Origin of the sequence: Paenibacillus alvei DSM 29 (assembly GCF_000293805.1) — a bacterium.
Lineage (GTDB): Bacteria > Bacillota > Bacilli > Paenibacillales > Paenibacillaceae > Paenibacillus_B > Paenibacillus_B alvei.
In genome coordinates, this window is the sequence record NZ_AMBZ01000005.1 from 157,856 (window position 1) to 176,904 (window position 19,049).

13 protein-coding genes and 1 pseudogene are annotated in these 19,049 nt (G+C 47.6%); 8 read left to right on the forward strand and 6 right to left on the reverse strand.

Translation table 11 applies throughout. The annotated features are described in order from the left end of the window. Positions 1-37: 37 nt before the first annotated feature. Positions 38-780: pseudogene (locus tag PAV_RS37890) on the forward strand (YwaF family protein). A gap of 161 nt (positions 781-941) precedes the next feature. Here PAV_RS37890 and PAV_RS17600 read toward each other — a convergent pair. Beyond that, entirely contained in the window at positions 942-1,847 is a 906-nt protein-coding gene (locus PAV_RS17600; protein ID WP_005548601.1) for a LysR family transcriptional regulator, read from the reverse strand. Positions 1,848-2,046: 199 nt separating this feature from the next. On the opposite strand from PAV_RS17600, the gene PAV_RS17605 reads away from it, so the two are divergent. Further along, entirely contained in the window at positions 2,047-3,048 is a 1,002-nt protein-coding gene (locus PAV_RS17605; RefSeq protein ID WP_040736121.1) for a DMT family transporter, read from the forward strand. Between the two features lie 180 nt (positions 3,049-3,228). Here PAV_RS17605 and PAV_RS17610 read toward each other — a convergent pair whose 3' ends face one another. From PAV_RS17610 to PAV_RS17620, 3 genes are all read right to left on the reverse strand, one after another. Next, complete coding sequence (locus PAV_RS17610) at positions 3,229-4,734, reverse strand: leucyl aminopeptidase (RefSeq protein WP_005548604.1); 1,506 nt, start codon at positions 4,732-4,734, stop codon at positions 3,229-3,231. Positions 4,735-4,866: 132 nt separating this feature from the next. Further along, positions 4,867-6,288 carry a two-component system sensor histidine kinase NtrB gene (locus tag PAV_RS17615; protein WP_005548606.1) on the reverse strand — a complete coding sequence of 474 codons (1,422 nt, stop codon included), beginning with the start codon at positions 6,286-6,288 and terminating at the stop codon, positions 4,867-4,869. Positions 6,289-6,546: 258 nt separating this feature from the next. Beyond that, positions 6,547-6,954 carry a hypothetical protein gene (locus tag PAV_RS17620; protein WP_005548608.1) on the reverse strand — a complete coding sequence of 136 codons (408 nt, stop codon included), beginning with the start codon at positions 6,952-6,954 and terminating at the stop codon, positions 6,547-6,549. A gap of 179 nt (positions 6,955-7,133) precedes the next feature. Between PAV_RS17620 and PAV_RS17625 the strand changes: the two genes are divergently transcribed. From PAV_RS17625 to PAV_RS17645, 5 genes are all read left to right on the forward strand, one after another. Beyond that, positions 7,134-7,367: a KTSC domain-containing protein gene (locus PAV_RS17625; RefSeq protein ID WP_005548610.1), complete on the forward strand. Its 234-nt coding sequence runs from the start codon at positions 7,134-7,136 to the stop codon at positions 7,365-7,367. A 238-nt stretch (positions 7,368-7,605) separates the two neighbouring features. Continuing rightward, complete coding sequence (locus PAV_RS17630) at positions 7,606-8,076, forward strand: DUF4912 domain-containing protein (protein WP_157266950.1); 471 nt, start codon at positions 7,606-7,608, stop codon at positions 8,074-8,076. Beyond that, positions 8,073-11,033, forward strand: a complete 2,961-nt coding sequence (locus PAV_RS17635) for a 1,4-alpha-glucan branching protein domain-containing protein (protein ID WP_005548613.1) — start codon at positions 8,073-8,075, stop codon at positions 11,031-11,033. Before PAV_RS17630 ends, PAV_RS17635 begins: the two co-directional genes overlap by 4 nt. Continuing rightward, complete coding sequence (locus tag PAV_RS17640; protein ID WP_005548615.1) at positions 11,030-13,459, forward strand: sugar phosphate nucleotidyltransferase; 2,430 nt, start codon at positions 11,030-11,032, stop codon at positions 13,457-13,459. Before PAV_RS17635 ends, PAV_RS17640 begins: the two co-directional genes overlap by 4 nt. A gap of 4 nt (positions 13,460-13,463) precedes the next feature. After that, positions 13,464-15,452 (forward strand): glycoside hydrolase family 15 protein, encoded by a 1,989-nt coding sequence (locus PAV_RS17645; protein ID WP_005548617.1) that lies wholly within the window; start codon positions 13,464-13,466, stop codon positions 15,450-15,452. A 136-nt stretch (positions 15,453-15,588) separates the two neighbouring features. On the opposite strand, the gene PAV_RS17650 is transcribed toward PAV_RS17645, so the two are convergent. Both PAV_RS17650 and leuB read right to left on the reverse strand, forming a co-directional pair. Beyond that, positions 15,589-16,134: a peroxiredoxin gene (locus PAV_RS17650; RefSeq protein WP_005548619.1), complete on the reverse strand. Its 546-nt coding sequence runs from the start codon at positions 16,132-16,134 to the stop codon at positions 15,589-15,591. Positions 16,135-16,343: 209 nt separating this feature from the next. Beyond that, a complete protein-coding gene (gene leuB, locus PAV_RS17655; RefSeq protein WP_005548621.1) occupies positions 16,344-17,423 on the reverse strand; it encodes a 3-isopropylmalate dehydrogenase in 1,080 nt (359 codons plus the stop codon). A gap of 333 nt (positions 17,424-17,756) precedes the next feature. On the opposite strand from leuB, the gene PAV_RS17660 reads away from it, so the two are divergent. After that, positions 17,757-18,845: a glycosyltransferase family 61 protein gene (locus PAV_RS17660; RefSeq protein WP_005548622.1), complete on the forward strand. Its 1,089-nt coding sequence runs from the start codon at positions 17,757-17,759 to the stop codon at positions 18,843-18,845. Positions 18,846-19,049 lie beyond the last annotated feature (204 nt).

The window sequence follows — 19,049 nt, forward strand, 5'->3', positions numbered from 1 at the left end:
TCAGAAACTACTACAATAAAGGGGGATATCTCTTCTCATGTCTTGGTTCTCCCCACAGATAACGGATACGTTCCAAGCATTTTCTGTATCTCATATTGGAGCACTGCTGCTGTTCATCTCGGCTGTGCTCCTATTCTATCGCTGCCGACATTGGCTCCAACAGGAGAAGCGCAATCGTTGCGTCAGATATGTATTGTTGGGATTGCTTATTCTATCTGAAGCAGCGTTGAATATTTGGTATCTAGCCACAGGCATATTCCATGCCTCTAACACATTGCCATTTGAGCTGTGCAGTATCTCGTTATACATGTGTGTACTCATGCTTTTTTCCGAAGCAAGAAGATTTTTCAGATCGTCTATTTCACAGGTATTGCGGGGGCGCTGCAGGCACTGCTGACACCTGCTCTGGACTACCCATTCCCCCATTTCCGGTTCATTCAATTCTTTCTTGCGCATATCGCGATTATCCTAGCGGTGCTGTATATGGTGTGGGTGGAACACGCTAAGCCTACTTGGAAATCGATCGGCTATGCGATGCTGTTCCTGAATGTGCTGCTGGTCGTAGTCGGGGGAATCAATTACATAACGGGCGGCAACTACATGTTCTTGGCTCATAAGCCCGAAACAGCCTCCTTATTGGATGTGTTGGGGCCTTATCCATGGTATCTCCTGTCATTGGAGACGGTCGCATTTGGCATGTTCATTGTCTTGTATCTTCCATTCCTTATTGCAGGGCGGCTGCTTAAGAGCAGTTCGAGCGAAATCCATTGGCGAAGCTAGTATCTACTTTACTGAGCTAATGCCAATATTGCATAATCAATCTCGAAATGAGCAGATGAATATCAAAACAGGATGGTGCTGCCGCACCATCCTTTCTCTTTATTTTCTCTATAACCATAGATATTCCTTACTTGTATTATGTCCATTATCCGATTTACTTACTACACAGGCAGATGCTCCAGTATCCGACGCTTCTCGCGCACTTCCTCGATTGTCTCCATAAAGCGGCGTTCCGCTTCCCCCATATACGTATCACTGCGCCGAATATAGACAACGGATACCATATTGAACGGCTTCGGTATGGCGAATACTTGCAGTTCGCCTTCCTTCTCCAAACGTCTTACTGCGGCCCGTGGAACGACTGTGATGCCAAGCCCTGCAACGACTGTACCGATAATCGTCTCCAATGTCCCGAATTCCATCACCTTCGTTGGCGATATGCCTTCAAGCTGCATCCATTGCTCCAGCTTAGCTCGATAGCCGCATCCTCTGCGGAAGACGAGCAGCGGTCGGTGCAGTAATTCCCTCACGTTGAATAATGGCTGCTTTCCGTCTACGACACATTTGCCGCATACAAGCACCAGTTCCTCTTCAAATACCGGATACTGCTCCACATTTGTTGCCGTTACCGGCCCGGATACAAATGCCCCATCCAGCTTATATTCCTGCACTTCCTCTGTAAGCTTGTCTGTAACGCCAGCCATCAACGACAGATCAACCTTCGAGTATTTCTGATAGAACAAACTCAATATATCCGGAAGTCCTACGACCGTCTCTACCGAGCCAATGAGCAGATTGCCGACCGGATCGTCACTGTCCTGAAAAGCCTTCTTCATCTCGCTTATGAGCATCGACATCCGTTCCGCATAATAGAGCAACTTGCGGCCTTCCGCATTCAGCGTCATGCCTCTGCGATGGCGATGGAAGAGCGGATGGCCAATTTCCTGTTCCAATGCTCGAATACGTGCCGTTACGTTCGACTGCACATACCCCATCTCTTCAGCCGCACGACTCACACTTCCATGCTCAACGACGGACATGAAAATATAAATGTCACTCAAGTCCATCCTGCTATCTCCTTCATTCCCTATGTCTGATATCATTAATAGTGATATCTTAAATCACTTTCAATTATTTTACAAGATATCAAAAAAGTCATACTATGAATTTTCAGTTGTTATCAAACATTACTATATATCAGAATTGCTAAGCAGTCTCAAAGACAGATATCGCTTGGCAACGTGTGAAGTGGGAGTGAATGGCATCATGAGTAGGAAACATTTTTGGCAAGGAGCTTTGTTTTGTCTTTTTGCAGCAGTAGCATGGGGAGCAATGTTCCCGATTGCCGAAAGCGCATTGCATCATATCGATCCGTTCTGGTTCTCTGGTATTCGATATAGTATCGTCGGAATATTATTAGCTGCCCTGTTATTTTTCAAGGAAGGCAAAGCTGCATTCAATACGAAAGGGCAAACCTTTAGAATATGGCTGCTCGGTCTATTTGGATTCACCATTTATAACTTCGGTGTATTCTGGGGACAGCAGCAGCTCGGTAAATCAGGTGTCCTGCTTGCATCCATAATGGAATCATTCATGCCAATGCTTGCTGTGCTATTCGTATGGATCGTTACACGGAAGCGGCCTAAAATGTCGACGCTCGCTTGTGTCTTTACCGCATTTATCGGCGTTGTCTTCGTCGTTACGAAAGGAGATTTGCATTCCCTTGCTAACGGCGGCTTGAAGCTGCTGCCGTTGTTGTCTGTATTTGCAGGCATTACGGGGTGGGTAATTTACACCGTAAGCAGCGGACAATTTGCAGGATGGTCTGCGCTTCGATTCTCAACACTCAGCTCACTGTATGGCGGGTTGACGACAATGGCTGTTGTCCTCGTTATGACTTCTTTCGGCATGGTGGATGCACCATCCATCAGCGCTGTTGCATCGATTGCACCGGAAATGAGCTTCATGATTCTCGTTGCCGGACTGCTCGCATTGCTGAGCTGGATTCAAGGCGTTCAGTTACTGAAGCCGATCAATGGCATGCTGTTCATTAACTTCGTACCTGCCACGACGTTCATTATTTCCGTTATCCAGGGTTATGCGGTATCATTTGCCGAACTGTTCGGCACGCTGCTCATAGTAGGCGCCTTAATCGTGAACAACCTGTTAAGCCGGCGCATGTCCCAAGATGAATTGAAAACAGTCAAGTCGCAATCGGATTTACGCAGCCGTCTTCCAAAGAAGCACTCACACGCTCCAACTGGTTAACCAATACATTTCTTTATGCACTCCCTGATTCAACACATACAAAAAGCAAGGAAGCGAATAACACCACATCCTTGCTTTTTTAGTAAGTGCTATGTCCCTATGACAGGATATTGATATTAAAAAGAAAAAGGTGCGCCGCACATGCGATGCACCTACTAATAGAAGGATCCGTCGTCTCGTTTACGACAAGATCGTTTCCACAATTGTACGAACCATAACCCCTGTACCGCCCTTCGGATCTACACCACGGCCCGATCCCAAGAACGCAGTCCCTGCAATATCCAAGTGAATCCAAGGCAACTCGTCTGCGAATGTTCCAACGAACAAGCCAGCCGTAATTGTCCCTGCACCGCCAGGAATGGAATTGCGCAAATCAGCAACATCACTCTTCAGCATATCCCAATATTCTTCGTTGGAAGGAAGCTGCCATACAAGTTCGTTCGTACGGGATGCAGCTGCTTTAAATGTATCGAAGAAGGCTTCATCATTTGTGACAACACCAGTTGTAATCGAGCCAAGTGCTACGCCAACAGCTCCTGTCAAGGTTGCTGCGTCGATCAGCTTGCTTGCGCCAAGCTCCTTCGCATAGGTCATGCCATCAGCAAGAACAAGGCGTCCTTCCGCATCTGTATTAAGAACTTCAATTGTACGTCCGCTGTAAGAGGTAATCACATCACCCGGCTTTAACGCATTGCCGGCAGGCATATTTTCCGCAGAAGCGATCACGCACAACACGTTCGCTTGCGGACGAAGCTGACCAATAACAGACATCGTACCGAGCATTGCTGCTGCCCCGCCCATATCGCAGATCATTTCATCCATATTCGCAGCACGCTTCAAGGAAATACCGCCTGTATCGAACGTAATCCCTTTGCCTACAATACCATATACATCTGTCCACTCGTCTTTGCCTTGATATTTCAGAACGATCATGCGCGGAGGATTCACACTGCCCTTGCCTACGCCAAGCAGACCACCCATGCCCTTCTCTTCAATCTGCTTCTCATCGAGCACGTGTGCTTCGAAGCCGAACTGTTCAGCGAGCTCCAACGCTTGCTCTGCGAGTGTGCCAGGAACGAGCACATTCCCTGGCAAGTTCGTCAGGTCACGCGCATACGTTGTACCGAGTGCATAGGCTTGTCCTGTTTTAATGCCTTCGTTCCATGCCTCTGTTGCAAGATTAGCTGCGCACAATGTCAGGGATGCAAATGTGTGGGCTGGTTTCGCATCCTTCTTGTAGGTAACACGTTGATAAGCGCCCAACAAGAAGCCTTCCACCATCATATGCGCGAAGGACTTCGCTGCTGCTGCTTCCGCCTGCACAAGCTGTTCAGGTACGATAACTGCAACACGGCTCAGGCGGAGCTTCACCGCTTCACGAGCTGCCTCTGCAAGGCTAAGACGAACTTGCTTCTCTGTTAGTGCCTCATCCTTACGACCTACTGCAATTAGAACAGGAGCCTTCTCTTCTCCTGTAGCCAGTACATGGGTTTTGCAGCTATCTGCTGCAAATAGGCCGCTGCGAACCGCTGCTGCGCAAGCTTGTGCTCCCGGAAAACCAGATGCTTGCTCCAACTCAGCCTTCGTGCCAATTACAACAACTGCATCTGCTTCAACTTGAGCAGGAGTCAATGATTGTGCTAGAAACTGCACATCGTTCATCCAAGTTACATTTGCTAGTTTCATAAAGTAATCATCCCTTTGTATTAAAAAATGATGAATGCCAATGTCTCCCTTATTGTACCACAACCGCGATCGCCGTGGTTCGGTAACGACAGACATTGGCTGCAGTGCTGCAGGGTTCTTCCCCTTCCGTATCTATGCAATTGGCAACCGAATCGTAAACAGTGTCCATTCGCCCTCTTGACTGTCTACTTCGATCATTCCGCCATGATTTTTAATAATTCGGTAACTGACAGACAATCCAAGTCCGGTACCATCAGCCTTCGTTGTAAAGAATGGATCGAATAAGCGCTCCATTGTCTTTAGCGACATGCCCTTTCCGTTATCCCGAATATGTATTTTAACGAACCGCCCTTCGCGTTCCGTGACAATGCGAATTTGCCCTTTTCGTACGTCGGCCACTTCATCAATAGCGTCAATCGCATTTCGTATCATATTCAATATGACCTGCTTAATTTGCTTCACATCAATGGATACAGATAAAGAACCTGAGGCGGAGTTGTCAACCAGCTCGATTTCACAGCCTTTCATTACGGCGTCGCTTTCTGTCAGAAGAACAACTTCACGCAGAAGGGAAGAAACGGGAACTTCTGAGGTCATAGGAGCTGAGGGTTTCGAGGAATTCAGAAATTCAAAGATGATATCGTTGGCCCGATCAATTTCTGCAAGAATAATTTTCGCATACTCTTCCTTGCCGAGCTGCATTAAATGCGGCCTAAGCAGTTGTATAAACCCACGTATTGAGGTTAACGGGTTGCGGATTTCATGTGCAATAGCAGCGGCGATTTTGCCAAGAATAGCCAGCTTATCATTTTGATAGGCCGTTTGCTCAATGCGCTTGAAGTCAGACACATCTTTAATGCTAAATAAATAATCGCCATCCATCTGATCTCCGTATGTAACGGTGACAAGATAATGTCGATCCAGACGGTCGGAGAATTCGTGGTAACGCTTTCTTTGGAGGATAGTATCTTTATACAGACGGAGAAGCATTTTACGCTTGTCCCTTTTCAGCAACGGGTGAAAAAGCAACTCACGTAAGGAACAGCCAACCAGTGCTTTGCGTGGGACATCCAGCAGCTTGGAGGTCTCCACATTAATAAATGACAGTACGCCACTGCTATCAAATAATACGATTCCGCTATCCATATGCTGAAGCACGTTCTCGTATTTGTCACGAACGCTCTTGGTGGAAAACAAAGCTTGTGCGGACTGAATCCAAGGCTCTCGAATCGGGTTCAGCGCCACTGCAATCCCCTCCTTGCCTCTCTCTTCTGTCTTCATCGCTATTATCCACTCAATGAAAAATAGGAACGAACGATGAAGCGCCTTCACTCCATCATTCAAGTCGACATGGGCCAGAACCGTGAACATAGCATCTTCATGAACGCTCAACAGATTTTGCTGTGGCTCCAAAGGACTTAGCTCAGTCGCTAATTCTCTTGCTACAACCAAACTATGCTCGTCCCCGTTCATGATATAATTCCACAGCCCTTTACAGTATCGTTGTCTCCACTCACTTTCATTCCGTTCTTGCAGCTTGCAGTCCGTGGTCAATGTGGCTCACCTCATTTGTACGGTAACCGTATGCAGGTTCGTCCCAACAGCTTCATCATAGTAAACTTTTGGCAAAATCGTCAACACTAGATAATGTCGAAAATGGACAAATAAGCTCAATTCCCTTAAAAGTAAGCTAAAATGCCTGCATCCATGCACATCAAAGAGGCGCCTTGCGCCTACCGCCCTACAATGAGCGCGCCACGGAGCACGCTGCTAGACGATTGGCCGCCGCCTCTTTCTCTATCAAGCTTACACTTATTTCTGCTTCAATAACTTCGCTCTTCGGCGGCTCATTAATGCCAAGCGCCGCTTCAACTCGGCTTCCCACTGTGTATCATTCCACTGCTTGGCCAACGCAAGCAAATCAAGCGCATTATCAATTTGCGTCTTTACCAGCTCAAGCGGATCATCATGCTCTTGATTAATGCAGTTCTCGAACATGCCTTCGTCATCCGTATGCACATAGTCTCGAAAGTCAATTTCCTCAGCACCATCATCCGATGAATATTCCGCCAAAATTTCATATTCGCTTTCAACCAAGTAATGAACCTCAATGCGATGACAGACCGGACACAGCAGCAGGGGAACATTATGAATTCGTGTTCGATAATGCTGCAGGGTACCTGTCGTTCCGATCATGCTTGCTCCACAACAAAAGCTCATGTTCTCCCTCCTCGCTCTGCGGAAAGCTTAGATTATTGTAGTGTATTCGATGCCCCCACTTATAATTCCTTTATTTCTGATAAAACTTCCTTCAATTGTCCTACCTCCAGCTCGCCGCGTATAACTACATGCCCATGGGCATATAGATGTAATTATTACAGACCGCGGGAGGCATACTAATGAAATCAAATGTACTGTTCATCGCCTCGAAGCAAATTCAATACGTACAGTATGACGAATTAAACCACAAATTAGTTGTTCATTATGCTGACGGAAAGCAAGATGCATTTTCCTCTGTGTCGTCAAGCTGGTTTGAGCAATTGATGCATTCTGACAATCAATACGATGATGTCATGAGGCTGTCGGAAACCATGATGGGTATCAGCATGCAGAAGCGCCATGAGCATGTATGAGGCTTATTTGCCAGCCTCACATGTCTGCTAATGCAAAAGAATTGATTTCTTTCAGCTATTTTGATTGTTATTTTCAAAGGTTCCAATTATTTTTCAAATATTCATAAAAGGAACAGACATGAATTACAGACTATATGGATAGTATTAGGTTGAAGCTTATAGCGATTCCAGGAAAGGAGGAGAGCTTATTCCTGCTGCCGATGCACGGACACATTCATCCTATCGTCAACATTCTGTCTTGCAGCTTTTACTTAAGGATCCCTATACTTTATTCGCCTATTGGTTCATCACTGCACGAACTCAAGTAGCCGTAGAGCGGCATTATCGAATGAAGTGGAGCGAATTAAAAAAAGCCATCCAGCTACATGAAATAAAGCAAGCGGATCTGCATCATTGCAAGCTGGGCACATCTAACCACGTATTACTGCATACGGTGGAATCGCATGAGGGCTCCGTATATCTTCGCCCTCTCAAACCCTATCATTCGTACATAGCTGATTATGGGTTCATGACAGCAACGCATTCCTTTGTACCGCTTGCGCGATCAACAATCATCCATACCCCCTACCTGCAAACATACGGTGAGCTTTCTGAACAGATGGATCATGCCTTACAAGCTGTTCAGCTCGGGCAATCGGAAACGGAATCACTATTTCCATCATTCTCTTCCTATACGCTATATGAAAATCGAGAAGGAGTTCGTGAATGAACGCAATTATCCCTACTAGCTCTCATACCGACACTCATACGCAGGGATTCGTATCCCTCGTGCTGCATGCACATTTGCCTTATGTACGCCACCCGTATATAAAGCACACTCTGGAAGAACGCTGGTTTTTCGAGGCAATGATGGAAACATACCTGCCTCTGCTTCATACCTTTGGCCAGCTTGAGCAAGATCATATTCCGTTTCGCCTGACGATGACTTTGACCCCAACTTTATTGTCCATGATGGATGATGCCGAAATGAAGTCGCGCTTTGAAGCGCATATGCAGCGTTCCATCGGTTTGGCTGAATCTGAGGTAAAGAGGCTGGCCAGCCACAAAGAGCTGCAAGCCGTCGCGGCAATGTATGCAGAGCGGTGGCACCAATTAAAGGCTGTTTATTCCCAGCTTGACGGACACATCATTGATGGATATCGGCATTATGTCCAAAAAGGGCATTTGGAATGCATGACAAGTGCTGCAACTCATACCTTCCTCCCATTGATCAAGCAGCCCTCTATGGCTTATTTGCAAGTTGAGGTGGGGATGCGGGAGCATGAGCGTTTGCTCGGCAGAAGGCCTGATGGAATATGGCTGCCTGAATGCGCCTATACTCCAGAGCTAGATCCACTTCTTCAAGAATGCGGAATCCGATATTTTATCGTGGATCACCATGGCTTCGTCAACGCAATACCGCAGCCAGCATCCATGCATTATGCTCCTATCCATACAGGGGGCGGAGTATTCGCTTTCGCACGCGATCCAGATTCATCAAGACAAGTATGGAGCACGTACGAAGGGTATCCCGGTGATTATGACTATCGAGAATACTATCGTGATATCGGGTTCGATCTCGGCTGGGGCAATGCGGAAGAGTGGGATTACATCCGTCCCCACCTGCTGGACAACGAAGCCAGAATCAATACTGGACTTAAATATTATCGTATTACCGGCGCTCATGGCGTTCCTAAAGAGGCCTATCATCCAGAATGGGCCCTGCAAAAAGCAAAGGAACACGCTCGCCACTTCTTAAACAACAGGGAGCAGCAGCTTCATAGGGTCAATATGCCGGGAGATCGCCTTCCAATAGCCATCTGTCCCTATGATGCGGAACTATTCGGCCATTGGTGGTTTGAAGGCCCGTTATGGATTGAAGCGTTATTCCGGGAACAGTCAGAACGATCCAGCAAGCACAATCAACGTATTGAGTTCGTGTCGCCGAATGATTATTTAAAGCGATATCCAGAGCAAGAAAACGCATGTCTATCCTTCTGCAGTTGGGGTCGAGGAGGCTATGCGGACGTATGGCTGCATGAAGGTAATGATTGGATGTACCCGCCTCTCCATGAGGCAGAGGATCGGATCGTACACATCACCGCCAGAATGGAGAAAGAAATCAACACAAGCTTCCGCGCCATTCAAGAGCGGACCTTGAATCAAGCCATTACAGAATGGATGCTCGCTGCAAGCAGCGATTGGGCGTTCATCGTGGATGCAGGTACTGTAACCGAGTACGCCGGGATTCGGACGACGCAGCATCTTGATCGCTGCCATACCTTGTTAGACATGATAGAGCGGGGCATCTATGATCAAGTGCTGATTAGCATCATGGAGAATGAATATCCTTGCTTCCCGTCTGTCGACTATCGGCTTCTATCAATCGGAGCTAGACGATCATCCGAACGATTGCACCAACTCAATGCAGCCTATCCGCCTCCAAATCGAACCATGCCATTTTACAGTCCCCAACCTATTACGGCTCATCATCCACAATATCGTTCCAGCAAGCGAATTTTAATGATCGCCTGGGAATTCCCACCACTCGTTGTTGGCGGACTATCTCGTGCGGTATATGATCTGTCCCGTCATTTAAGCAGAAAGCATTGCGAGATTCATGTTGTTACGCGCGAAACACCGGGGGCGCCTGACTATGAGCAAATGGACGGAGTTCACGTCTATCGTGTGCCGCTTATTCACACATCTGCACCGCTAGACTTTATGGATTGGGTATTTCATATGAATGCCGCTATCTCTTCATTAGTTGATGATCTCGTACACGCTGGACTTACTTTCGACCTTATACACGCCCATGATTGGCTCGCTTACTCCGCCGCAGCAGATTTGAAGCAGACCTACGGTTGGCCGCTTGTTGCCACCATTCATGCCACCGAACACGGACGCAATCATGGTAACCTATCGAGTCCGCTTCAGCAGCGAATCCATGATATGGAACTGAGTCTAACCGCGGAGGCAGACCATACCATCGTGTGCAGTCATGCCATGGTAATGGAGGTAGCTTCCCTGTTCGCACTTCCCAAACAGCGCGTTACGATGATACCCAATGGAGTCGATGCGATCGGAACAGCAGCTCCAACTGTACAATTCAAGGGCCTAGATCACCATGACTTATCAGATTCCCCGCTCTTATTCTATGTTGGCCGACTTGTGTACGAGAAAGGCATTCATATTCTCATTGAGGCGATGCCGCTTATTTTACAAGCTGTTCCTCAAACGAAGCTGATTATCGCCGGGACTGGACCAATGAGACAGCAATTAGAGGATCAAGCCAAGCAGTTAGGATTGCAGGAGCATATCCTTTTCGCTGGATTTGTACAGGATGATGCCCGTGATGCATGGATTGCAGCCTCATCGGTGTGCGTATTTCCAAGTCTATATGAACCTTTCGGTATCGTAGCACTTGAAGCGATGCGGTTCGGAACACCTGTTGTCGTATCAGATACGGGTGGGCTTGCCGAAATCATTGATCATGCTGTAGATGGATACAAGGCACTCCCTGGACATATTGAATCATTGGCATGGCATGTCACGGATCTTCTTACTCATCCCGAGCATGCAGCTCAAATGGCTGCAAGAGCACAGCAGAAGGTTCAAGCGCAATATGATTGGAACACGATAGCTGTGTCAACGAGACAAGTATATGAAGGAGTGATCGCTCAATGAAGGCAGTAATTATGGCAGGCGGCAAAGGAACACGGCTGCGACCGTTGACACTTGGTACCCCTAAACCAATGGTTCCTCTCTTGAATCGGCCGTGCATGGAATACATTATTGAATTGCTCAAACGATACGACATTCATCAAATCGCTGTTACTGTGCAATATTTGCCAGAGATCATCCGCAATCACTTCGGAGACGGATCCAAATATGGAGTACAGCTTCATTATTTCGAGGAAGACATTCCACTTGGAACGGCCGGCAGCATTAAAAATGCCGAGACCTTCCTCAATGAAACCTTCGTCGTAATAAGCGGCGATGCATTGACCGACTTCAACTTGCGTCAGGCTATCCACTATCATAAAGAAAAGCAAGCACTCGCCACGTTCGTGCTGACCCAAGTAAGCCTGCCGCTCGAATATGGCGTTGTCATGACTGATGAAGAAGGAAGGGTGTCCCGCTTCCTAGAAAAGCCAAGTTACGGAGAAATATTCAGCGATACAGTAAATACGGGCATCTATGTATTGGAGCCAGAAATATTGAACTGGATCCCGGAGCGGGAAAGCTATGACTTTAGTCTGCAGCTATTCCCAAGGTTGCTCGAGCAGCAGCAGCGGCTGTACGGGTATACGGCTTCAGGCTATTGGTCCGACATTGGAAACTTGCAGCAATATCGGCAAACCCAATTCGATATGCTGGATCGCCGAGTCGATCTGCATATTCAGGCGGCAGAGCCGATGCCGGGACTTTTTGTAGAGCATGGGGTAAGGCTCCCTTCTCGAATTAGACTTAGCGGACCTGCCTATATCGGATCGGATTCGATTCTCCATCCATCCTGCTCGATTGGCCCATATACAATTCTAGGTTCCGGCAATATTGTATTTCCAAAGAGCTCCGTTACCCGAAGCATTCTGTGGAATGGTAACCGCATTGCTAAGCACTGTGATATAGAAGATGCAATCCTGCTCCACCGCACCGTTATCGGCAGTGACGTGCACATCCAAGAGGGCGCCGTGGTTGGAAGCGGCTGTACGATCGGCGATAAATCCCACATTCGATCTCAAGTAAAGTTATGGCCGAACAAGGAGATTGAAGCCCACAGTATCGTAAATTCGACCTTAATATGGGGCAATGCAGCCGCGGCACTGTTCAAGGGCAGCAAAATATGCGGCAGTCCAAATCGCGAGTTGACCCCAGAATTCATCGGCAAGCTTGCATGTGCTTACGGCTCCATTCTCAATCATGAAGCATCTATCGTACTGGCATCCTCATCCCATCCTTTTGACAACATCATGAAAGCAGCCTGTGCGGCTGGACTTCAATCACAGGGGATTCACATGATCGACATTGGAGACGCGCCGCTGGATTGTCTCCGCCATGCTGTTACTGCACTGAAGGCCGATGGTGCTATTCATTTCAAGGTTCTATCCGCGAACGAAGAAGCAAAGTTCGAGCAGATGGTCATTAGCTGGATGGATGCAAGAGGCATGCCGTTCGCCAAAGGAACAGAGCGAAAAATTGAAAATGCCTATTTCCAAGAAGACTTTGCCCGAACTCCTATCGAATACCTTGGACGTAAAAGAAGCGAAGAACATGCCATCCCATCCTATTTCAAAACCTTATCGAAGGCTATTGATTTCGAGCTTATTCAATCCGCCAGCTTCAAGATCGTTATTCAAAGCTCAACTGCAGATGCTGCCTTCATCCAGAAATGGTCTTCTCTAACCGGCGGCGTACTGCTCCATACGCAATCTGATGTGCCTTCCTCATCTGCCTTAATAGAGCATATTCGCAATGTTCAGGCAGACATTGGCATCCTGCTTACTGAGGATGAAGGCTTCAGCATTTACATGAACGACGGAACGGGCATGCCTCAGAATCATCTTCTGCCATTAATTTTGCAGTCGCTTGTACATACGGGCACCAATGCCAGCGTCGGAGTCCCAATCAGTGCCCCTGTTACAGCAGAGCAAATCGTCAATCGAAGCGGGATCAGGGTTGTACGCACTCAAGAGCCGCTGCGCTCGCAGATGGAGGCTACAAGCGGCATCGCCTTGTCTCCTGCGGCGCATCGCTTATATGCAATCAGTCTTATTTTGCAGCTCATGGCAGACACCGGGCAGCCTCTTCACAGACTTATTGCCGATATGCCTACCCTGCATACCGCAGTCGAGGAAGTGACTTGCCCTCGGTTCGACAAAGGCAGTGTCATGCGTGAAATGACCGAATGGGTTCGCCAATCCGCCTATCGGGCAGAATTTTTGGATGGGATTAAGATTGAAACTCCTGAGGGATCTATTTTAATTCAGCCTGATCAGGAAGAGCCTTTGTTCCGCGTCATTTCTCAAGCAGAAAGTATGACCAAGGCACGCATATTAGCTCATGAATTTGCGGGACGGTTGATCAAGTCACAGCCCCCGCTGAGGAAGTGATAACGTGCCGCGCCATCTAGTCGTCGGAAATGGCAAATTTCTCGTGAACCTTGATGAGTATGCCTATGTAAGAGACATCTATTATCCGTACGTTGGGCAGTTGAATCACACTGCTGGATATCCAAGCCGCCTTGGCATATGGGTGGAGGGTCAATTCAGTTGGTTAAGCGATCCAGATTGGCGCATTCGCCTTGCTTATGAGGAGGATTCCCTCGTTACCCATGTAATAGCCGAACATGAAGGTCTCGGCATCGTGCTTCATATGAATGACGCCGTACATCAACGGGATCCTATCTATATGAAGCGAATTGTTATTGAAAATTGTAATCCACAGCCGCGCGAGGTTCGTTTATTTTTCCATCAGGATCTATCTATCAATGAAACAGAGGTTGGCGATACCGCTGGATATTATCCCGATAATGGTACATTATTTCATTACAAAAAAGACCGTTACTTTATGTTCAATGGCTGCATCACTCAGCATCATGGCGGTCTGGCCGGCATACACCAGTACACGACAGGGATTAAAAGATTCCATCAGGCGGAAGGAACATGGAAGGATGCAGAGGATGGACATTTGATGGGAAATCCGATAGCCCAAGGCTCTGTTGACAGTACGATTTGCTTGCGCACAATCGTACCTGGTTCCAATAGCCGGGAAAGCTATTATTGGCTTAGTGTCGGAAACCGACTTGATGATGTAAAACAACTCGATCAATATGTCCGAGACAGCGGGCCTGCACAGCTCATTCAACGCGTCAGCATTTATTGGAAGCGCTGGTCGAACCAGCGCAGCATCGATTTCGCTGACCTCGAACCCGAACTGATACGCCTGTATAAGCTCAGCCTGCTCATCATACGCACGCAAACAGACGTGAACGGTGCGATAATTGCGGCCAACGATACAGACATTATGCAATTCAATCGGGATCATTACAGCTACATGTGGCCCCGAGATGGCGCACTCGTCGCAGAGGCTATGTCAGCCGCAGGATATCATGGCATGACAGCTCCCTTCTTCCGCTTTTGTGCAGATGCGCTTACGTCGGAAGGCTATCTGCTGCATAAGTACAACCCAGACGGCACTGTCGGCTCCAGCTGGCATCCCTATTTGCGCGACGGCAAGGCTCAGCTGCCAATCCAAGAAGATGAGACCGGACTCGTACTGTGGGCATTATGGAAATACTACGAACAGCATCGAGATATCGAGCTCCCCCAGTCGCTCTATCAAACCTTAATTCGCAGAGCCGCTAAATTCATGATCCAATATCGCGATCCCGAGTTGAAGCTCCCGCTGCCAAGCTATGATTTATGGGAGGAGCGATACGGGATATTTACCTTTACCGCTTCAGCTGTATATGGCGGCCTAACTGCTGCCTCCAACTTCGCGTCGCTGTTCGGAGATGTGGAACGCGCTCACCGGTTCAGCATCGCCGCAGAGGAAATCAAGACCGCAATGATGACCCATCTCTGGAATGAGGAAACAGGTTCCTTTGTCCGCGGATTATACCGGAAAGATGGGAAATGGACGCAGGACACTACGCCAGAGAGCAGCATTTTGGCCATTTATATGTTCGGTGTTTTGCCTGCTGAAGATGATCGCGTACTGTCAACCGTCCGTGTATTGAAGAGCAAGCTGTCAATTCGGAGCCAAACCGGAGGAGTTGCACGATACTGGCGGGACTACTATTTCCAGCGGAGCGCCGACCCTGGGATTGCCCCCGGCAATCCATGGATTATATGCACACTCTGGTTCGCTGCCCATGACATCGCGGTTGCCGCCAGCTTGGAGCAGCTTCAGGCTGCCCATGACACCCTGCGCTGGGTGGAAGCACACAGTCTGGCAAGCGGACTGCTTCCAGAGCAGCTTGATCCATTCGATGGCTCGCCGCTGTCTGTCGCACCACTAACCTGGTCTCATGCTACCTATGTTCATACCGTATTAAAGTATATTGAGAAATACAGGCAGCTGGAGGCAGCGTCGACCATCTGATAAACTGTGTTGCCGTGTTGCAGACATTCGATAATCCAGTCTGCTGCCCGACAAAGCGCCCACCTATCCACATGCACGAAAAGCCCCGCAGAACTTCATTCTGCGGGGCTTCACTCTATTTAGAAGGGCATATTTTCTATGCATTCAGGTTTTTATCGCCTGGTTTCCAATTGATTGGACACAAACCTCCGGACTGAAGGGCTTGTAATACACGAAGTGTCTCGTCTACACTCCGTCCCACATTGTTATGGTTCACGACTTGATATTTCAGTTCACCTTCAGGATCAATGATGAACAAACCGCGAAGCGCAATGCCGTCTTCTTCCATCAGCACACCGTAGTCGCGAGCGACATTCTTCGTAATATCAGAGGCGAGCGGAAAGTTGATTTTGCCAAGACCATTGAGCTCTCTAGGTGTATTGATCCATGCTTTATGACTGTGAATGGAATCAACGGACACACCCAAGATTTCCGCGTTCAATTTTTTAAACTCTTCCGCAGCCTCACTAAGAGCCGTGATTTCGGTTGGACACACAAATGTGAAATCAAGCGGATAAAAGAAGAAAATGAGCCATTTCCCCCGGTAATCAGACAAAGACGCTGCTCCAAATCCATGTCCATCGCCTGCAGCGGTTTCCATATTGAATTCTGGTGCAGGCCTGCCTACCAATCGTTCTGCCACTCCAAATTCCTCCTATATACTAACTGAATTGGTGTTATTTATTATATCACTGCTTATGTTCGATTCAAAATTGCCCGCATTATGCACATGCCAACCTCGCGCAAACGCATGTCTTCCAACTTGCATCTGGAATTTCCGAAAGTCATGACTGCACCGAATTCCGACAAAAAAAGCCAACCCATGCTTGCATGAGTTGACCCTTATTGCCCTTATTTTTTCATAGCCGCCACAATCAGTTCCCCCATCGCCTGGGTACCAATCGCTGCAGACTTATCTGTTGCGATATCTGCTGTACGGTGGCCGTTATCTAGCACTTCCTTCACCGCATCCTCAATCGCTTGCGCTGCATCTTCATAACCGAAAGTCAAGCGGAACATAAGCGCGACCGAGAGAATCGTTGCAATTGGATTGGCAATGCCTTGGCCAGCAATATCCGGAGCAGAACCATGAACCGGCTCATACAGCCCGAAGCTGCCCTCGCCCAAGGAAGCGGACGACAGCATGCCGATCGATCCTGTAAGCATAGCTGCCTCATCACTTAGAATGTCACCGAACATATTCTCCGTAACGATGACATCAAAGCTGGCCGGACGGCGCAGCAATTGCATTGCACAGTTATCAACCAATACATGCTCCAGCTCTACATCGGGGTATTCCGGCACAACGCGGTTTACCGTTTCTCTCCACAAGCGTGAAGTCTCCAGCACGTTCGCCTTATCAACGGAAGCCAGCTTCTTGCGTCGTTTCTGTGCAACTTCGAACGCTTGACGCACGATGCGCTCCACTTCCTTCACATTATATACGCAAGTATCCACTGCTTCTTGTCCATGCTCTCCGTCGCGGCGGAATTTCTCTCCGAAATAAATGCCGCCCGTCAGCTCGCGAACGACGATTAAATCCGTGCCTTCAAGCACTTCAGGCTTCAGTGTAGATGCATCCTTCAAGCAGTCAAATACGACAGCGGGTCGAATATTTGAGAACAACCCAAGCGCCTTGCGGATTCCGAGCAATCCTGTCTCCGGACGAAGCTCTTTAGCATTGTTATCCCATTTCGGCCCCCCAACCGCTCCAAGCAGAACTGCGTCTGCATTCTTACATAGCGCCAGCGTATCCTCAGGCAGTGGAGTTCCCTTCTCATCGATCGCAATTCCCCCGAACAGTCCGTGGCTTGTTTCGAACCGATATCCGAACAGCTCTTCCGTACGCTTCAATACCTTTTCTGCCTCTCTTACAACTTCCGGTCCGATCCCGTCGCCGGCAATAACCGCAATTTTTTTCACTTCTGCCATATCTGCCACTCCTCGTTCAAATAATGTTATTCCTGTTGTATCACAAACAGACGGAGTTGACTAAGATATAAAATCTATTGTTTTTATAGGTAAAAACTATTAAAGGGGTATTCATATCGAACTGTGCATAGTTGACTATAAGAAAATCCCCATTCGGTTAACTATTAGAGAAAATTTCAGGTTGATGCGATCCCGCTAAATTGTACTTTACTATGCCATGATTGGCCGTATCTTCTAATTCAGCATAGCTATAGAATGTTATATCTTGATGATGAATTAGTATTGCGATACTCACATCCTTATGAAATAAAAATGGAGGTAAGGCTAAGACATATGTACACCATTCCTATGCAATTTCATAATAAGACGAGCAATTGGGCTCAGACCTATGCATTCGAGCAGCACTGCCCGCTTGAACAAGTGTACAAAACAATTTTTCCACAACATACGTTGCACATGCAAGCCCCTAGAGGTCTCGATCCTCCACGTTGGCCACCGATCTGCCATTATGATGAGGCGTTCGTAGCGAGCATTCCCCATGGCCGCCTCGCAACAGGCAATTGCTACGTGGTTACACCCGATAATAAACGCCTTCTCGATGTCGAGCTCGCCTACCCTTATTCGTTCACTAGATTGCCCTCTCCATCCTTTTTTGAGGGGACGGCTGCTGTTCTGTTCTGGGGATGGAATATTGCTGAAGTCGCCCGAACTCAGGATATATTGGGACACTGGATGTTTGATATATTGCCGCGTCTATGCCTGTTGGAACGAAGCGGGATCCCTATCGATAAATACGTAATTGGCAAGCTGAGTCACTCCTTTCAATATGAATCGCTTCAGATGCTCGGTCTCCATTTAGACAAACTTATACAAGTCGACTCGAATGACTTCCATTTACAAGCCAAGACATTAGTTGTACCTGCCGTCCCCGTTATCATTGGAAAAAGTCCTCACTGGGCTTTCCAATTCATAAGAGAGCGCCTCCAATCTATGCATTCCATACAACCGATGAAGGGTTATGAGAAAATATATATTACAAGAAAAGACGCCAAAATGCGTTATGTGCTCAACGAAGAGGAAGTAATGAGTTTGTTGGCATCCAAAGGCTATAAATGCGTAGCTTTAACCACATTGTCTGTGCAAGAGAAAATCACGTTATTTGCTTCCGCCAAAGAGATCATCGCCCCCATAGGCAGCGGTAATGCGAATCTTGTCTTTTGCCAACCAGACACAAAGATCATAGAGCTCACACCATACTCAATTGTCGATGATTACTTCTGGAGAATCAGCTGTCTTGCAAAGCTCGAATACTATGAAGTTATATGCGACGTAGAACTCCCTCCCAAGCCTGCATGTGGCTCAGATAATCTAATTGTTGATACGAATAAGCTTAAACGGACTCTTGAACTAGCTGGGATATAGGCCTAGCTAGTTTTATGTGCAGAGAAGGCTCATTTATCTAAAAAGATAATAGACTAACCGCCTTACGAATCTATCACAATTATTGTAGAAATGTGTCCGCCTCATTCTCATACGCCGTCCCCCTGCGTTCATTTCCACATAAAATAATCACATAATCTAGCAATAGATTTCCCTCAAACACAAATAGCTAGAGGACAAGTCTAT